Source organism: Curvibacter sp. APW13, assembly GCF_032337135.1.
Taxonomy (GTDB): domain Bacteria; phylum Pseudomonadota; class Gammaproteobacteria; order Burkholderiales; family Burkholderiaceae_C; genus Allorhodoferax.
Map to the genome: position 1 here is coordinate 1 of NZ_JAVXZZ010000002.1, position 15,901 is coordinate 15,901.

The following is a 15,901-nucleotide window of genomic DNA, read 5'->3' on the forward strand; positions in this document are numbered from 1 at the left end:
CGCTCCCACATCAGCGCTTTCTGGCTATCCGTGTAGTAGATCCTGGGTCGCCGCTTCATCTGCAACACTCCTTCCGCCTATGCGGTGGTTAGTGTGTTGCATCGACCGGTTGAATCCGCCGCCTAAAGCCGACACTAAATCGCTATCGAGGTTATAGCGGACTGCGCAATATTTATGCGGGCTATCGACGAATTTGCTCGCAATCCGCGCCGAGCGAAGCAATGGCGCGTGGGGTATTTCCCGCCGTCATGCGGAGTCGAGTAGCGCAGGGTGGGGCGGATCAAGAGGCGTGCACTGTTTGAGCCGCAGGCGAGTTTGCGCGCCTCCCGCACCACACGAGCAACGCAGTGAGCCCGAAGGGCCGACGCATCCGGCTCGCCTTTCTTTGCTTCCTTTCTTTGGCGAAGCAAAGAAAGGAAGGCGCCTGCCGGGGCGCGACCCGGCCTGCTGCGCAACGTGCACCGAGCGAAGGGCTTCGACAAGCTCAGTCCGAACGGACAAGCACCGCGATCAAGCAATAAACCGCTCAATCAACCCCGCCAGCACCTCCGGCTGGTCGTGGTGCAGCATGTGCCCTGCGTCCTGCACTACGGCGACCTCCACGTTGGGTACGGTCTTGAGCCGTTCGTGGTACTCCTCCAGCGTGAACTTGCCGCGCCACCAGCCGGTCAGGCTGTCGTCGCTGGCTTCCACGGCCAGCACCGGCATGCTTAAGTGCGCGTACAGGGCCAGGGCTTCTTCCACGCGGTAGATGTGGGCGTTGGAGACCTTGTGGGCGGCTTCGGCCAGGATGGACCACTGCCCATCGGCCGTCTCGCGGGCCCAGTGCTGCGCCAGCCACAGTGCCTTGTCTTCCCCGAGGCGACGGTTGTTCTTCATCAGGCGCCGGGCGACCTGGTCCACACTTTCGTAGGTCTTCAGGTCCATCTCACCGCGGTGCAGGGCCTTGAGTTCGTCCATCCACTGCGCGTAGCGTTTCACGGCGTGGTGGGGTTTGGAGGCCGGCAGGCCAAAGCCCTCCAGGTTCACCAGGCGGCGGATGCGCTGCGGGCGCACGCCGCCATACATCATGGCCACGTTGCCGCCCATGCTGTGGCCCACCAGGTTCACGGGGGTGTCGCCCACGTAGTGGTCCAGCAGGAAGTCCAGGTCGGCCAGGTAGTCGGGAAACCAGTAGTTGTCCACCTTGCCTGCGCTGGTGGATTGGCCGTAGCCGCGCCAGTCGGGGGCGATGATGTAGTGGTCCTGGGCCAAGGCGTCCACCACGAACTGGTAGCTTGCCGCCACGTCCATCCAGCCGTGCACCATCACCAGGGGCACCTTGTCCGGCGCTGGTTCGCCCCAGACCTGCACGTGGTAGGTCTGGGTGCGGATGGGAACAAACTCGCTGCGGTGTTGCTTCTTTATTCGGTACATTCCGGTAATCATAGAGAGACACGCCATGGCCCGCAGTCAGACCCGCGACAAACCCGCCCAGACCGCTTCCGTACCTTCCACCGTGCCCGCAGCCTATGCGCGCCTGCACAGCGACTTCCGTTGGCAGGTGCCCAGGCACTTCAACATGGCGCAGGCCTGCAGTGCACGCTGGGCGCAGCGTCCAGACGCTACGAAAAGGGTAGCTGTCTACGCATATTCCACGGGGGCTGGTGGCCAAAAACATACTTACCATGAGCTGCAGGCGGCGGCCAACCGGCTGTCGCGGTCCTTGCTGGCACGCGGCGTGCAGCGCGGCGACCGCGTGGCCTTGGTCATGCCCCAAAGCTTTGAGACCGCCGTGGCCTACATGGCCGTGCTGCAGCTCGGTGCCGTGGCCATGCCGCTATCGCTGCTGTTCGGTCCCGAGGCGCTGGAGTTCCGCCTGCGGGACAGCGAGGCCGTGCTGGCCATTGCCGACAGTACGGCACTGCCCGCACTGCACAGCGCGCGCGCCACCTGCCCGGCCCTGCGCTGCGTGGTGGAAGTGGGGGGCGGCAAACAAGTAGCTGCAGGTGCGGACGCCGCCTGGCGCGAACTGCTGGCGGGGCGCAATGGCGCCTTCCCCTGCGCTGATACCCTGGCCGACGACCCGGCCGTGCTCATCTACACCAGCGGTACCACCGGCAACCCCAAGGGCGCGCTCATTCCCCACCGTGCGCTCATCGGCAACCTGACCGGCTTCGTGGCCAGCCAGAACTGGTTTGGCTTTGACCCGGTGAACGGCGCACGCCCTGCTGACTGGATGGATACCGACGCCATCGCCCAGGGCTCGAACGCGGTGTTCTGGTCGCCTGCCGACTGGGCCTGGACCGGTGGCCTGATGGACGCGCTGCTGCCCACGCTGTTCTTCGGCCGCCCCATCGTGGCCTACCGGGGCCGCTTCGGCGCCCAGGTGGCCCTGGAACTGATGCGCGACTGCGGCGTCACCCACACCTTCCTGTTCCCCACCGCGCTCAAGGCCATGATGAAGGCCTGCCCCGGCACGCCGAAACGCACTGTGCGCCAGCAGTTCAAGCTGAAACTCCAGGCCCTCATGAGCGCGGGCGAAGCGGTGGGCGACGCCGTGTTCGCCTACTGCCGCGACCAGCTCGGCGTTCCGCCCAACGAGATGTTCGGCCAGACCGAGATCAACTACATCGTCGGAAACTGCAACATGCTGGCTGCGCGCACCGGGCAGGCCATCGGCTATCCCTCCAAACCTGGCAGCATGGGCATCGGCTACCCCGGTCACCGCGTGGCGGTGATCGACGACGAGGGCAACGAGTGCCCGGTGGGCGTGCCCGGCGACGTGGCACTGAACCGCTTCGACATCCATGGCGACCCCGACCCCATCATCTTTCTGGGCTACTGGAAGAATGAGGCCGCCACGCGGGCTAAGTACACCGGCGACTGGTGCCGCACGGGAGACCAGGCCGTGCGCGACGCCGACGGCTACCTGTGGTACCAGGGCCGCAGCGACGATGTGTTCAAGTCCGCGGGCTACCGCATTGGCCCGGGCGAGATCGAGAACTGCCTGGTAAAGCACCCGGCCGTGGCCAATGCCGCCGTGGTGCCCAAGCCCGACCCCGAGCGCGGCGCCCTGGTCAAGGCCTATGTCGTTGTTGCTCCTGAATTCATAGCTTCTCACGCAGTCAATTCAAGGGCTGATGCCGATTTTCATGCCCAACTGGAACGCGACCTGCAGGCCCACGTGCGCGGCCAGCTGGCGCCTTACGAATACCCCAAGGAAATCGAGTTCATCGACAGCCTGCCCATGACGACGACGGGCAAGGTGCAGCGCCGGGTGCTTCGGTTGCAGGAAGAGGAGCGGGCAAAAGCGCAGGTGGGCGCCGCATGAGACTGCCCGGCACCCAGGTGCTGACGCGTTCGCTGGGCTTGTCGCGTCGCATCGGTTGGCTGGGCTGGCTGCGCTGGATGGCCTTGCCGGGCGTGCCGGTGCTGGCATTCGGCCTGCAGGTGCGTGGTGCGGGGCTGGTGGCCTCGGTCGTCCTGGGCTTGCTCCTGCTGGTGGCGGTCAACGCCTGGCGGCAGAGCCTGCGCCGCCAGTTCATCCGCGAGGCGCCGTTGCCGCGCTACCTGGGCGCCAAGCTGTGCACCCAGTACCCGCAGCTGAACCCGCGTGATGCCGATCTGGTGCTGCGCGGCCTGCGCCAGTTCTTTCTGGCCTACAGCCGCAGCGGTCAGCGGTTCGTGGGCATGCCCTCGCTGGTGGTGGATGCGGCCTGGCATGAGTTCATCCTGCACACGCGCGGCTATGCGGCCTGGTGCGACAGGGCCTTCGGCCGGCTGCTGCACCACACCCCGGCAGAAGTGCTGGGCCGCGACCCCAAGCGCAACGATGGCCTGCGCCGCACCTGGTACTGGTGCTGCAAGGAAGAGGGCATCAACCCCCGCAACCCCGCGCGCTTGCCGCTGCTTTTCGCGCTGGACACCAAATTCACCATCGCGGGCGGCTACCGCTACGTGCCGGACTGCAAGGACATTGCGCGCCAAAGTGCCGATGGCAGCTACTGCGGTACCAGCTTCGGTAGCGACAGCGGCGGCGGGGACGGCAGCGCCCCCGGTGATGCCGACGGTTTCGGGGGCAGCGAGAGCAGTGGTGGCGATGGTGGTTCGGACGGTGGTGGTGACGGCGGTTGTGGAGGAGGATGCGGTGGAGATTAAGCAGATATCGGAACAGTCGCACGGCGTGGTGCTGGACCTGGTGTACGCCACGGCGAACAACATTGCAGGCGTGCCCATCTACCAACGCCCCATCTGCCTGCTGCACCGTGACGCCGCCCATGCGCTGCGCCATGCCAGCACCCTCGCCCAGGCGCAAGGGCTGCGCCTGAAGATCTTCGACGCCTTCCGCCCCCACGAAGCCCAGGTCATGCTGTGGAACAGCGCACCCGACAAGGCCTACGTGGCCGACCCTGCGCTGGGCTCCAACCACACGCGCGGCGTGGCGGTGGACCTGACGCTGGTGGACGCGCACGGCACAGAGCTGGACATGGGAACGGGGTTCGACGACATGAGCGAGCAGTCGCACCACTTCCGCACCGACGTGTCGGCGCAGGCCCAGGCCAATAGGCTGCAGTTGCTCGGCATCATGGAACAAGCCGGGTTCGAGCACATTCCGCACGAGTGGTGGCACTACGCCTTGCCCGCGGCGCACAGCTACCCGCTCATCCCCAGCCACAAGCTGCACCACCTCAATCCCATGCGTGCCCACGGGGAATAGCCCGCAGGCTCCAATGGCTCCTTTCGCCCATCACAGCACCACTGCACACACCATGAAGCAAGTCACCCTCGGAACCTCCAGCCTGTCTGTCACCCCCATCTGCCTGGGTACCATGACCTTTGGCGAACAGGTGGATGAACCCACGGCCCATGCCATCCTCGACCGTTCGCTGGAGCGCGGCGTGAACTTCATCGACACGGCCGAGATGTACGCCGTGCCGCCGCGCGCCGAAACCTTCAATGCCACCGAAAAGATCATCGGCAACTGGCTGCGTGCACGCCCCGGCGCCCGCGAGAAGCTGGTTATTGCCACCAAGGTGGCGGGCCCCTCGCGCGGCATGCCCTGGGTGCGTGGTGGCGCCACCAACACCTCGGGCGCGGACATCATCGCTGCCTGCGAGGGCAGCCTGCAGCGCATGGGCTTGGACGTGATCGACCTGTACCAGATCCACTGGCCGAATCGCCACGTACCGATGTTCGGCGGGGCCTACTACAACCCGGCCAACGAAAACACCACGGCCTCCAGCATCCATGAGCAGCTCGAAGCCTTGGGCCAGCTGGTGAAGGCCGGCAAGGTGCGCGCCATTGGCCTGTCGAACGAGACGCCTTATGGTGTGCACGAGTTCGTGCGCCTGGCGGAGCAGCACGGCCTGCCGCGCGTGGCCACCATCCAGAACCCGTACTGCCTGGTCAACCGCACCTTCGAGAACGGTCTGGACGAAACCTGCCATCGGCTGAATGTGGGGTTGCTGGCCTACTCGCCGCTAGCCTTCGGGCTGCTTACCGGCAAGTACGACGATTCGGGACTGACCGGCGAGGGTGCACCGAAGTCTGCGCGTCTGGGCAAGTTCGAGTCCACGCGCAAGCAGCGCTGGGGCCGCCCCGAAGCGCTGGTGGCCGCCAAGCGCTACAACCAGTTGGCCCGCGACAACGGCATGACGCCCACCCAGATGGCCCTGGCCTTCTGCTACACCAAGTGGCAGGTGGCCAGCACCATCATCGGTGTGACCAGCGTGGCCCAGTTGGACGAAGACCTGGACGCCTGGGGCACCACCCTGAGCCCCGAAGTGCTCAAGGCCATCGACGCCATCCGCTGGGAGCTGCGCGACCCGGCACTGTGACAATAGACCCATGGCCCGAAAAGACCACGTCTCCGAAACTCCTGCCACCGCGCTGCTCAAGGCCAGCAAGGTGGCCTTTACCGAGCACCCCTACGAGTACCTGGAACACGGCGGTGCGCAGCACAGCGCCAAGGTGCTGGGCTGGGACCCGTACCACGTGGTCAAGACACTCATCATGCAAGACCAGGATGCCAAGCCCCTGGTGGTGCTGATGCATGGCAACTGCACCGTGTCGACCAAGAACCTCGCGCGCCAGATCGGTGCCAAGTCGGTGCAGCCCTGTACCCCTGAAGTAGCCAACCGCCACAGTGGCTATCTCGTGGGCGGCACCTCGCCGTTCGGTACCCGCAAGACCATGCCGGTGTTCATCGAGCAGACCATCCTCGATATCCCGAAGATCCTGATCAACGGCGGGCGACGGGGCTACCTGGTCGGCATCGCCCCCCAGGTCTGCGTCGACCTGCTGGGTGCCAAACCGGTGCAGTGCGCGCTGTCGGAGTGAGTCGGTCGGCACTGGCACAATAGACCCACGAAAGCGCGCCACTGGGCGCGCGTGTTTCTGCGAGATTCCATGCAAACCCTGTATTCCGTAGCCGCCATCCTGGCCGCCTACCTCATCGGTTCCCTGTCCTTTGCCGTCATCGTCAGCCGCGCCATGGGCCTGGCCGACCCGCGCACCTTCGGCAGCAAGAACCCGGGTGCCACCAACGTGCTGCGCTCGGGCAGCAAGAAGGCCGCCATCGTCACGCTGCTGCTGGACGCCGCCAAGGGCTGGCTGCCGGTGGTGCTGATCCAGTGGTTCGGCCAACCGTTCGGATTGGCCGAAGGCACCATGGCGCTCGCCGGGCTGGCCGCCTTCCTGGGCCACCTGTACCCGGTGTTCTTCCGCTTCGTGGGCGGCAAGGGGGTTGCGACCGCGCTGGGTGTCTTGCTGGGTTTCAGCCCGGTGCTGGGCGGTCTCACCATGCTGGTGTGGATCGTGGTGGCGGTACTGTTCCGCTATTCGTCACTGGCATCCCTGTGTGCCGCACTGGCAGCGCCCGCCATCTACGTGCTGTCTGACGGCGTCCTGTGGATCATGCGCGGCCCGGTGGTGCTGGCCATCATGGGCATGACGCTGCTGCTGATCTACCGCCACGCCGAAAACATCGGTCGCCTGGCGAAAGGCACCGAGTCCAAGCTGGGCAAAAAGAAGGACGCGCCGGAAAAGATGCCTCACCACGCCCACGGACATGGGCACGGACACGGACACGGGCACAAGCACTGAAAAGCTGACTAACGCAGCCGCGCTGCGTAGGCGCCCAGGCGCAGGATGTGCGCGTGGTTGATGTGCAGGTCCATCTGCGCCGCGGCCAGTGAGGCGCGGATCTGTGTGCCTGAAGCGGCAGGGTCATGCAGGCGCGGCGCGGGCAGCAGTTCGCCCTGCGGATTGCTGATCAGCACCACAAAGGGTTGGTTCGGGCGTGGGCTGCGCCGCACCACCACGGCCAGCTCGGCGGTGTTCAGGGCCACATAGGTGCCCGGGGGGTACAGGCCGACCGAACGCACCAGCGACTCACCGATGGGGTCGTTCACCGTGGCACCCAGCCCCAGAATGGACTTGATCGAATCCAATGCGCTGCGCCCGGCACGGGTGTGGCGCGGGCTGATCATGGCGGCATAGCGGTCGACCGCCTTGAGGATCGCTGCCTGGGGCGGCGTGCCCTGGGCGGATCCCGCCGATTTCACGCCGGGTTCACCGTCATGGTGGTGGGCCACGATGTCGAGCCAGTTCTCGTCACGCACCCCCAGCGCACCGAGCATCATGGCTCCCTTGACCGAGTGGGTGCGGATAGCTTCCTGCTGTTCGGGCGAAAGCTTCTCCTTCTGCAAGGCCAGTTCGTCCTGCAGGCGTGTCATGGCGATGTTCATGGTCAGCGCCGCATGGACGAGGCTGTCGCGCGCGCTGCTGTCCAGGCCCAGGTCCCTTGCCATCAGGTGGCACAAAGCGCCGCAGATCAGGGCGTGCGAGGCGCTGTAGCCCACCGGCGAGTTGCTCGCCAGCTGGAACAGCTGGTACAGGCCCAGGTCGGTCTCGCGGTCCAGCAGGCCTTGCATCCAGCGGTCGTACTGGTGCACGCGTGCCAGGAATTCCTGGGCCCGGTGCGGGCTGGAGAGGATGACGCCCAGGCCCAGTTCCAGATCGGCCCAGTTGGCCAGCAGGTCCTCGTACTCGGCTTCGTCGCGCATGGCCAGTTCCTTGCCGTTCAGTAGCGCTTTTCCAGCACCATCTGGTCGTTGGTGCGGGTCATCTGGAAGCGGGACAGGAAGCTGTTGCCCAGCAGCACGTAGGGCATGGAGCCGGTGGTCACCACGCCGTCCACGTCGTAGGCCACCACGTCGCCGACCTTGAGGGTGCCGATCTTGAAATACCAAGCGGGGACCACGCCGTTGGCGGTACTCACCTTCATCGGCAGCCCGGCGTTGTACTTGAGCCCCATGCGCTGGGCTTCACTCTCGGCGATCACCACGCCGGTGGCACCGGTGTCCACCACCATGGTGGTGGCCTTGCCGTTGATCTGGCCCTGCACCATGAAGTGCCCGCCACTGTCGGCACTGAGCACGATGCGGGTGCCGGACGCGCCGGCGCCCCCGCCACCCACACTGGTCGGGGCATCGCCCAGGCGCAGGGTCTGACGCTTGCCGTCGATCTCGACCTGTACCGAATCGCCCTGGGTACTGACGACCTTCACGCCGCGGTAGCTCTCGCCCGCGGGTACGGCCTTCGGGGGGCTGCCATCCACCACCAGCAAGGCCTTGTTGCCCAGCATGCCGGTCAGGGCTACCGATTGCGCACTGGCCTGCATTGCCACGCCACAGGCCAAGGCGACCAGGCAGTAGAGCAGCGGGCGCAGGCGCGGCATGGTGTCAGTCCCGGAAGTTGTTGAAGTCCAGCGGCACGTCGGTCACTTCCTTCTTCAGCAGGGCGATGGCCGCCTGCAGGTCGTCACGTTTGGCGCCGGTGATGCGCACCTTCTCCTCCTGGATGGCTGCTTGCACCTTCATCTTGCTGTCCTTGATGAGGCGCTGGATCTTCTTGGCCAGCTCGGCCTGGATGCCGTTCTTCACCTTGACGACCTTCTTCACCTTGTCGCCACCCATCTTCTGCAGGTCACCGATGTCGAGGAAGCGCACGTCCACACCCTGCTTGGTGAGCTTGTTGCGCAGCACATCGAGGATCTGCTCGAGCTGGAAGTCGGCGTCACCGATGATGGTGATTTCCTTGTCCTTGATCTCAATGGCGGCCGAAGTGCCCTTGAAGTCGAAGCGGGTGGAAATCTCCTTGGCGGAGTTGTCCACGCCGTTCTTCACCTTGACCATGTCGGCTTCGCAAACGGTATCGAAAGAAGGCATACAAAAACAGTAAATCGTGAATGAGACAATCCCAGCATGTTAGTCGAGAAAAACGTTGCACTCCAGCCGTACAACAGCTTCCACATCGTGGCGCGCGCCCAGGCATTGGTGCGGGTGACGGACGAGGCGGACGTGCGCTCCGTCTTGGCCGACCCGTTGTGGGGGCGCCAGCCCAAATTCGTGCTGGGGGGCGGCAGCAACATCGTGCTCACGGGCGATGTGGAACCCTTGGTGCTGAAGATGGAGATCGACGGCATGCGGGTGGTGGGCGAGGACGCGCGCTACATCCGGGTCGAGGCCGGTGCCGGGGTGCCGTGGCATGACTTCGTCTGCTGGACGCTGGCGCAGGGACTGCCGGGGCTGGAGAACATGGCGCTCATTCCCGGCACCGTGGGTGCCGCACCGGTGCAGAACATCGGTGCCTATGGCGTGGAGCTGCAGGACCGTTTCTGGGAACTCGATGCCATTGACCTGCAGTCGGGAGAAGTGTTCACCCTGAACGCCGCCCAGTGCGCCTTCGGCTACCGCGACTCGGTGTTCAAGCACGCCGGTGGCCCCGGCCGCATGGGCCTCAAGGACCGCGCCGCCATCCTGCGGGTGCGCTTTGCCCTGCCCAAGGACTGGAAACCCGTGCTGGGCTACGCCGATCTGGAGCGCAAGATGGCCGAGCACGGTTGCACCGCACCGACGGCACAGCAACTGTTCGACTGGGTCTGCGCGGTGCGCCGCGCCAAGCTGCCCGACCCGGCTGTCATCGGCAATGCCGGCAGCTTCTTCAAGAACCCCACGGTGTCGCCCGAACAGTGTGCCGACATCATTGCCCGCGAACCCAAGCTCGTGCACTACAAGCTCGACAACGGGCAGTTCAAGCTCGCGGCCGGCTGGCTCATCGATGCCTGTGGCTGGAAGGGCAAGAGCATGGGGCAGGCCGGCGTCTACGAGAAGCAGGCCCTGGTGCTGGTCAACCGTGGCCCGGGCGTGAACGGTGAAGGCGCAACCGGGGGCGAGGTCATGACACTGGCCAAGGCGATCCAGACCAGCGTCTACGAGCGTTTCGGCATCCTGCTGGAGCCCGAGCCGGTCGTGGTGTAACGCAGGATTTGCCCCCAACCGCTCTGGATCAAAGGAAGTTTGCTTCAAAAGCAATAGCAAATGCATTCCTGTCCTTGCTGGTCATGCAGTGCATGCACTCTTTTGGGGAAAGCCCATTTTTGGTGCATAGGTATTTGCTGCCTGACTTGTGATTGTCAAAATTCGGCGCCACACTGAAAAAAGATGAGGCGCCTTTTCAGGCGCAGCGTCTGCGTAAGTTCCCTCAAGCGGCAGACCAAAAGCCGCGGGAACCTGTGTCTGTGGCATCAGGGAGGAATACACCATGCGTCTGTCCAACGTTCGTATTGCCGTTCGGCTTGCGTTTCTCATCGGCCTTTTCCTGCTCTTCTTGCTCGCTGTGGGCGTCTTGGGCATGCAGGGCATGCGCAGTTCGAACCAGGCGCTTGAAGGCATGTACCAGGACCGGGTGGTACCCCTGCGCCAGCTCAAGGTGGTGGCCGATGAATATGCCGTCAACATCGTCGATACGGCGCACAAGGTGCGTGATGGTGCACTCACCAGCGCCCAGGGGCTGGATAACCTGTCCAGTGCGCGCCAGCGCATCAACGCCGAGTGGGGGGCTTATACAAACACCTTTCTTACCGACGACGAAAAGGCGCTGATCAAGCGTTTCGAGGGCCTGCGCAAGACCGCGGACGCCTCGGTCGGGGTGCTCGAAGGGCTCATCCGTGCCAACGACAAGGCCGCTTTGGCAGCCTACACCGCCCACGACATGTACCCCGCGCTCGACCCCTTGCAATCGGTGGTGGGCGACCTGATACAGCTTCAGCTGGACGTGTCGCGCGACCTGTATACCCAAGCCTCGGATGACTTCAGTGCGCGCATGCTGGTGGCGGCATCGGTAGGCGGGCTGGCGCTGGTGCTGGGCACGCTGTTTGGTGCTGTCATTACCCGCAGCATCACGCATCAGATGGGGGGGGAACCCTCCCATGTGTCCACCATCTCCAGCCACGTTGCGGCCGGGAACCTGGCGACCCATGTGCCAGTGCGTGACGACGACAAGCACAGTGTCATGGCCCAGCTCAAGTCCATGCAAGGCAATCTGGTGTCCATCGTGCGTGACGTGTTCGAAGGCTCGGAAAGCGTGGCCAGCGCGGCCAGCCAGATCGCCCAGGGCAATGCTGACCTCGCATCCCGCACCGAACGCCAGGCCGGCGCCTTGCAGGAAACGGCATCGGCCATTGAAGAACTCAACGCCGTGGTGCAGCAAAACGCCACCAACGCCCGCACCGCCAACCAACTGGCGCAGCAAGCCACCAGTACGGCCAATGCCGGCGGTGAAGCCGTGGCGGACGTCGTGCGCACCATGAAGGACATCAACGACAGCAGCACCCAGATCCTGGACATCATCGGCGTCATCGACTCGATTGCGTTCCAGACCAACCTGTTGGCCCTCAATGCGGCCGTGGAGGCGGCGCGGGCCGGTGAGCAGGGCCGGGGCTTCGCCGTGGTGGCTGCCGAAGTGCGCAGCCTGGCCGGGCGCAGCGCCAGTGCGGCGCGCGAAATCAAGGGACTCATCAGCACCAGTGTGAACCGCATTGAACAGGGTTCAGCGCTGGTGGACCGCGCAGGCCAGACCATGAGCGAGGTGGTGGAGTCGATCCAGCGCATGGCCGACTTTGTGGGCGAAATTTCCAAGGCCAGCGAATCACAAAGCGTCAGCGTCAGCCAGGTGCACGAAGCCATCGCGCAGATCGATCAGGGTACGCAGAAGAACGCCGCCCTGGTGGAGGAAATCGCCGCGGCGGCCATGAGCCTGCGGTCCCAGGCCAGTGCCCTGGTGCAGTCGGTGGGGGTCTTCACCCTGCCTGCGCAGGGGGAGCAAGTCCCGGTGCGTGGAGTGTTGGCGCAGCTTCGCAGTGCCTGACCGCGCTGGCGCCCCTGTCGGCGGTGCTTGTGTCAACGGTGGTTTGCTACTTTTATTGCTACTGTTTGTATAGCTTGAAGCGCAATATCCATGCGGGGGTAGTGCCGATTTTCTCTTGAAAAAGCCCACGCAGGCATCAGGGCCGCTTGCCAGGCCCTAAAGTGCACGCATGCAAAAAGTCGTGATTCTTGGTGGCAGCGGTTTCGTCGGACGCACCCTGTGTGAACTGCTGGCACGCCAGGGTGTGCCCGTGGTGGTGCCGAGCAGGCGCCGCAGGGCGGCGCGCCACCTGCTGCCCCTGCCCAACGTCACGGTGCTGGAGGCCGATGCCCACGACCCGACCACCCTCGACGGCCTGCTGCAGGGTGCCGACGCCGTGGTCAACCTCATTGCCATCCTGCAGGGCTCCCCGCAGCGTTTCCAGCGTGTGCACGTGGACCTGGTGCAGACCATTGCCGACGCCTGTCTGCGCCAAGGCGTGCCGCGCCTGCTGCACGTGAGTGCCCTGGGCGTGCCGGACGACCAGCCCGACAGCGCCCCGTCGAATTACCTGCGCAGCAAGGCCCGTGGCGAGCAGGTGCTGGCGCGGGCCGCGGCACAAGGCCTGCAAGTGGCCGTGCTGCGCCCCAGCGTCATCTTCGGCTGCCACGACAAGTTGCTCAACCTGTTTGCCGCGCTGCAACGCGCCGTACCGGTGGTGCCGCTGGCCGGTGCCGACGCCCGCTTTGCGCCGGTGTGGGTAGGCGATGTGGCGCAGGCCCTGGTGCAGTTGCTGCACATGCATCTGACGTCGGGTCGTGTCAACGTCTGGGAAGCCTGTGGTCCGCAGGAATACACGCTGGCTGGCATCGTGCAGACCGCAGGCGAATTGGCCGGCTGCAGCCGGCCGATCCTGCCGCTGCCCCACTGGGCCGCCTACCTGCAGGCGCTGGCCATGGAGTGCCTGCCGGGCGAACCGCTGATGAGCCGCGACAACCTGGCCTCCATGCGGGTGCCCAACGTGGCCACCGGGCGGCATGCGGGCCTGCCGGCTCTGGGGGTGCAGGCCGCCGAAATGCGGGGCGTCGCCAGCACCTACCTGCGCCACTGACCGGCGCACCACATGGGCTGGACAGCGTTGGGCTGTCTCCCTACGATCGCACCATGGACCAACCGATACTGCAGCTGGTGTACTCCAGCCGCGCCACCGAACCTTTCAACAGCGTGCAGATGGAGGCCTTGCTGGAAGGAGCGCGGCGATTCAACGCGGAACACGACATCACCGGCATGCTGCTCTATGCCGATGGCCACTTCCTGCAGGTCCTCGAAGGCCCGCAGGAAACCGTCGAAACGCTGCTGGCGCGCATCGATGCAGACCCGCGGCACGACCACGTGCGGGTGCTGCTGCGCAGTCAGCGCGCCCATCGTGACTTTCCCGATTGGCACATGGCCTACCACCTGGTGGACGAAGCGACGCGCTCCACCCACCCCGAACTGGCCTTCTTCTTTTCGGACGACTTCTCGGCCGAGCACTTCCTGCCCTGGTCGACGCCAGTGGGCTACCTGCTGCTGGCGTTTCGGGCCATGAGCATTCAGGCTCCCGCTGCCTGACGCCGGCTGCGCACCGCTGCAGCCAGCTGCTCCAGCACCGGCACGGTGTCCTCCAGGCTCAGGCAGGCATCGGTGATGCTCTGGCCGTACACCAGCGCCTGGCCCGGCATCACGCTCTGGTTGCCGGCCACCAGGTGGCTCTCCACCATCACACCGATGATCGCCTTCTGCCCGGCTGCCACCTGCGCGGCAATGTCCGCTGCCACCAGCGGCTGGCGGTCATAGCGCTTGCTGCTGTTGGCGTGGCTGCAGTCCACCAGAATCGCTTCCGGTGCGCCGCCCTTGCGCAGCAGTTCCTGCGCCTTGGCAATGTGGGCGGCCTCGTAGTTGGGGCCGCTGGTGCCGCCGCGCAGCACCAGGTGGGCGTGCTCGTTGCCGGCCGTGGTCAGCACCGCAGGCATGCCTTCGTGCGTGAGCGAGGGGAAGGCGTGCGGGTGCTGCGCCGAGCGGATGGCATCCACCGCCACTTGCAGGTCGCCGTCGGTGCGGTTCTTGAAACCCACCGGCATCGACAGGCCCGAGGCCAGTTCGCGGTGGATCTGGCTCTCGGTGGTGCGGGCGCCGATGGCGCCCCAGGAAATCAGGTCGGCGTAGTACTGGCCCAGCGTGGTGTCCAGAAACTCGGTGGCAATGGGCAGCCCGGTGGCGGTCACGTCCAGCAGCAGCTGGCGCGCCAGGCGCAGGCCGCGGTTGATCTGGAAGCTGCCGTCCAGCGCCGGGTCGTTGATGAGCCCTTTCCAGCCCACCACGGTGCGCGGCTTCTCGAAGTACACCCGCATCACCACCAGCAGGTCCTTCTCCAGGCGCTTAGCCAGCGGAGCAAGGCGCGTCGCGTATTCGCGAGCGGCCTCGGGGTCGTGCACGGAGCAGGGGCCCACGATGGCCAGCAGCCTATCGTCCTGGCCTGCCACGATGTCGCCCACCGCACGGCGTGCTTGCTGCACAAAGACGGCGCCCGCTTCGGGCAGGGGCAGTTCGTCTTCCAGGATGGCGGGGGTGATGAGCGGGCGCACGCTGCGGATGCGGACGTCGGAAGTGTTGGACATGAGAAGCCTTGCGAGGAGAGGCGCTGAGGCCCCGTGAATCAGGGGTTCATTTTAGGTGGGCGCCCACCGGGACCCGGCGCACCGTATAGTGGTGCGTTCACCCGACGCACCTTGTCCTGACACACCATGAAAACCATCGGACTCATTGGCGGCATGAGCTGGGAATCCACCGTGCCCTACTACCGCGCCATCAACGAAACCATCAAGCAGCAGCTCGGCGGCCTGCACTCGGCCAAGCTGGTGCTGGTGAGTGTGGACTTTGCCGAAATCGAACACCTGCAGAAAGTGGGGGACTGGGACACGGCCGGGCAGTTGCTGGCCGCCGCCGCACAGTCCCTGCAGCGGGCCGGGGCCGACTTCGTGGTGCTGTGTACCAACACCATGCACAAGGTGGCTGCGGCCATTGAAGCGGCCGTGTCCATCCCCCTGCTGCACATTGCCGACCCCACGGCGCAAGCTATTCAAGCGGCGGGTGTCACCACCGTGGGCTTGCTGGGCACGCGTTTCACCATGGAGCAGGCCTTCTACAAGGACCGCCTGAGCGAGAAGCACGGCCTGCGCGTGCTGGTGCCACCTTCTGATGCGCGCGACACCGTGCACCGCATCATCTACGAAGAACTGTGCCTGGGCCAGGTGCGCGAGGACTCGCGCCAGGCCTACCGCGCCGTCATGGCCGAGCTGGTGGCGCAGGGCGCGCAGGCCATCATCCTGGGCTGCACCGAAATCTCGCTGCTGGTGGGCGCTGCCGATGCGAGTGTTTCCCTGTTCGACACCACGGCCATCCACGCCCGCAGTGCGGCGCTCTACGCGCTACAGCGGCCAGGGGCCTGACGCACCGGGTACTTCTTCCACAGAGTGGATCAGGGCGGCCGGGGCGTATTCCCGCCCCACGGTGGCGCGGGCGAACAGGTAGTTGTCCAGCGCCAGCGGGCTCAGGGCATTCAGGTCCACGTGCCCCTCGGTATCGCAGGGGAAGCTCAGGGCACGGCCCTCGCTGAAAAGCGACTGGAAACGGATCTCGTGGTGGACTTGCATGGCGGCCTCCTGTTCAGGGCATATCGGCAGTGCAATGG

At 65.4% G+C, this 15,901-nt stretch carries 17 protein-coding genes; 11 read left to right on the forward strand and 6 right to left on the reverse strand.

The genetic code is table 11. The features are described 5' to 3' along the window. Positions 1-510: 510 nt before the first annotated feature. A complete protein-coding gene (locus RQP54_RS08330) occupies positions 511-1,416 on the reverse strand; it encodes an alpha/beta hydrolase (RefSeq protein WP_315677781.1) in 906 nt (301 codons plus the stop codon). Between the two features lie 25 nt (positions 1,417-1,441). Between RQP54_RS08330 and RQP54_RS08335 the strand changes: the two genes are divergently transcribed. The 6 genes from RQP54_RS08335 to plsY all read left to right on the forward strand — a co-directional run bounded on the left by RQP54_RS08335 (position 1,442) and on the right by plsY (position 7,086). After that, positions 1,442-3,313, forward strand: a complete 1,872-nt coding sequence (locus RQP54_RS08335) for an acyl-CoA synthetase (RefSeq protein ID WP_315677782.1) — start codon at positions 1,442-1,444, stop codon at positions 3,311-3,313. Beyond that, complete coding sequence (locus RQP54_RS08340) at positions 3,310-4,140, forward strand: hypothetical protein (protein WP_315677783.1); 831 nt, start codon at positions 3,310-3,312, stop codon at positions 4,138-4,140. Before RQP54_RS08335 ends, RQP54_RS08340 begins: the two co-directional genes overlap by 4 nt. After that, a complete protein-coding gene (gene ddpX / locus RQP54_RS08345) occupies positions 4,130-4,699 on the forward strand; it encodes a D-alanyl-D-alanine dipeptidase (RefSeq protein WP_315677784.1) in 570 nt (189 codons plus the stop codon). The genes RQP54_RS08340 and ddpX overlap by 11 nt, the downstream gene beginning before the upstream one ends. Positions 4,700-4,751: 52 nt before the next feature. Then, positions 4,752-5,819 carry an aldo/keto reductase gene (locus tag RQP54_RS08350; protein WP_315677785.1) on the forward strand — a complete coding sequence of 356 codons (1,068 nt, stop codon included), beginning with the start codon at positions 4,752-4,754 and terminating at the stop codon, positions 5,817-5,819. 10 nt (positions 5,820-5,829) lie between these two features. Continuing rightward, positions 5,830-6,321: an aminoacyl-tRNA deacylase gene (locus RQP54_RS08355; RefSeq protein ID WP_315677786.1), complete on the forward strand. Its 492-nt coding sequence runs from the start codon at positions 5,830-5,832 to the stop codon at positions 6,319-6,321. Between the two features lie 69 nt (positions 6,322-6,390). After that, on the forward strand, positions 6,391-7,086 hold the full coding sequence (gene plsY, locus RQP54_RS08360; RefSeq protein ID WP_315677787.1) for a glycerol-3-phosphate 1-O-acyltransferase PlsY: 696 nt from the start codon (positions 6,391-6,393) through the stop codon (positions 7,084-7,086). Between the two features lie 8 nt (positions 7,087-7,094). On the opposite strand, the gene RQP54_RS08365 is transcribed toward plsY, so the two are convergent. The 3 genes from RQP54_RS08365 to RQP54_RS08375 are packed head-to-tail and all read right to left on the reverse strand — an operon-like array spanning position 7,095 to position 9,212. Continuing rightward, positions 7,095-8,048, reverse strand: coding sequence for an HD-GYP domain-containing protein (locus RQP54_RS08365; RefSeq protein WP_315677788.1), 954 nt, complete (start codon positions 8,046-8,048; stop codon positions 7,095-7,097). Positions 8,049-8,065: 17 nt separating this feature from the next. Continuing rightward, positions 8,066-8,722, reverse strand: coding sequence for a TIGR02281 family clan AA aspartic protease (locus RQP54_RS08370; RefSeq protein WP_315677789.1), 657 nt, complete (start codon positions 8,720-8,722; stop codon positions 8,066-8,068). Between the two features lie 4 nt (positions 8,723-8,726). Further along, positions 8,727-9,212, reverse strand: coding sequence for a YajQ family cyclic di-GMP-binding protein (locus tag RQP54_RS08375; RefSeq protein ID WP_315677790.1), 486 nt, complete (start codon positions 9,210-9,212; stop codon positions 8,727-8,729). Between the two features lie 36 nt (positions 9,213-9,248). Here RQP54_RS08375 and murB point away from each other — a divergent pair, with 36 nt between their 5' ends. The 4 genes from murB to RQP54_RS08395 all read left to right on the forward strand — a co-directional run bounded on the left by murB (position 9,249) and on the right by RQP54_RS08395 (position 13,782). Beyond that, on the forward strand, positions 9,249-10,304 hold the full coding sequence (gene murB, locus RQP54_RS08380) for a UDP-N-acetylmuramate dehydrogenase (RefSeq protein ID WP_315677791.1): 1,056 nt from the start codon (positions 9,249-9,251) through the stop codon (positions 10,302-10,304). A gap of 283 nt (positions 10,305-10,587) precedes the next feature. Next, positions 10,588-12,192, forward strand: coding sequence for a methyl-accepting chemotaxis protein (locus RQP54_RS08385; RefSeq protein WP_315677792.1), 1,605 nt, complete (start codon positions 10,588-10,590; stop codon positions 12,190-12,192). A 169-nt stretch (positions 12,193-12,361) separates the two neighbouring features. After that, positions 12,362-13,282, forward strand: a complete 921-nt coding sequence (locus RQP54_RS08390) for a complex I NDUFA9 subunit family protein (RefSeq protein ID WP_315677793.1) — start codon at positions 12,362-12,364, stop codon at positions 13,280-13,282. Positions 13,283-13,335: 53 nt separating this feature from the next. Next, positions 13,336-13,782, forward strand: coding sequence for a BLUF domain-containing protein (locus RQP54_RS08395; RefSeq protein ID WP_315677794.1), 447 nt, complete (start codon positions 13,336-13,338; stop codon positions 13,780-13,782). On the opposite strand, the gene RQP54_RS08400 is transcribed toward RQP54_RS08395, so the two are convergent. Next, a complete protein-coding gene (locus RQP54_RS08400) occupies positions 13,764-14,828 on the reverse strand; it encodes a 3-deoxy-7-phosphoheptulonate synthase (RefSeq protein WP_315677795.1) in 1,065 nt (354 codons plus the stop codon). The genes RQP54_RS08395 and RQP54_RS08400 overlap by 19 nt on opposite strands. A gap of 126 nt (positions 14,829-14,954) precedes the next feature. Here RQP54_RS08400 and RQP54_RS08405 point away from each other — a divergent pair, with 126 nt between their 5' ends. Continuing rightward, entirely contained in the window at positions 14,955-15,659 is a 705-nt protein-coding gene (locus RQP54_RS08405) for an aspartate/glutamate racemase family protein (protein ID WP_315677796.1), read from the forward strand. Here the strand turns inward: RQP54_RS08405 and RQP54_RS08410 are convergent. After that, the gene (locus RQP54_RS08410; protein ID WP_315677797.1) at positions 15,639-15,863 is read right to left on the reverse strand and encodes a hypothetical protein; all 225 of its coding nucleotides are present in this window, start codon (positions 15,861-15,863) and stop codon (positions 15,639-15,641) included. The two genes, RQP54_RS08405 and RQP54_RS08410, sit on opposite strands and share 21 nt — an antisense overlap. Between the last annotated feature and the right edge of the window lie 38 nt (positions 15,864-15,901).